The following is a 422-nucleotide window of genomic DNA, read 5'->3' on the forward strand; positions in this document are numbered from 1 at the left end:
CATACCTAAATCGGTATTGATTATAGAGGAATTACATACCTTACTAAGTAGCCATTCTGATTCTGGTGTAGCAAATCTATTAAAAGGAGAGTTGGCAAAGGGGTTACGAGTAATTGCCACATCGAATATTGCGGAGTATACTAAGAAGATTGAAAAAGAAGCCTCCTTAGCAGGAATGTTTGAGCTTATAAATATCGAAGAGATTGATGAGGACATACAATTTCGGATTTTGAAAGAAGTAATGCAAGTTTATGAAAATCATCACAATATTAAAGCCGAAGATGATGTTTTATGGGGAGCAATACGCCTTTCAAAAAGATATATGAAGGAAAAGAGCCTTCCTGCATCGGCATTAGACTTAATTGACCATACGATGTCTGTTGCTAAAAGTTCTGGCGAGATTTTTCTGAAAGAAAAGCAGA

The 422-nt window shown here is 36.0% G+C and carries 1 pseudogene; it reads left to right on the top strand.

Going from position 1 to position 422, the window contains the following annotated elements:
• Window positions 1-422 (top strand): annotated as a pseudogene (locus VQ048_RS12680) (ATP-dependent Clp protease ATP-binding subunit); the annotation flags it as partial.

The sequence above is a fragment of the Bergeyella anatis genome (genome assembly GCF_036016955.1).
Lineage (GTDB): Bacteria > Bacteroidota > Bacteroidia > Flavobacteriales > Weeksellaceae > JAYWXI01.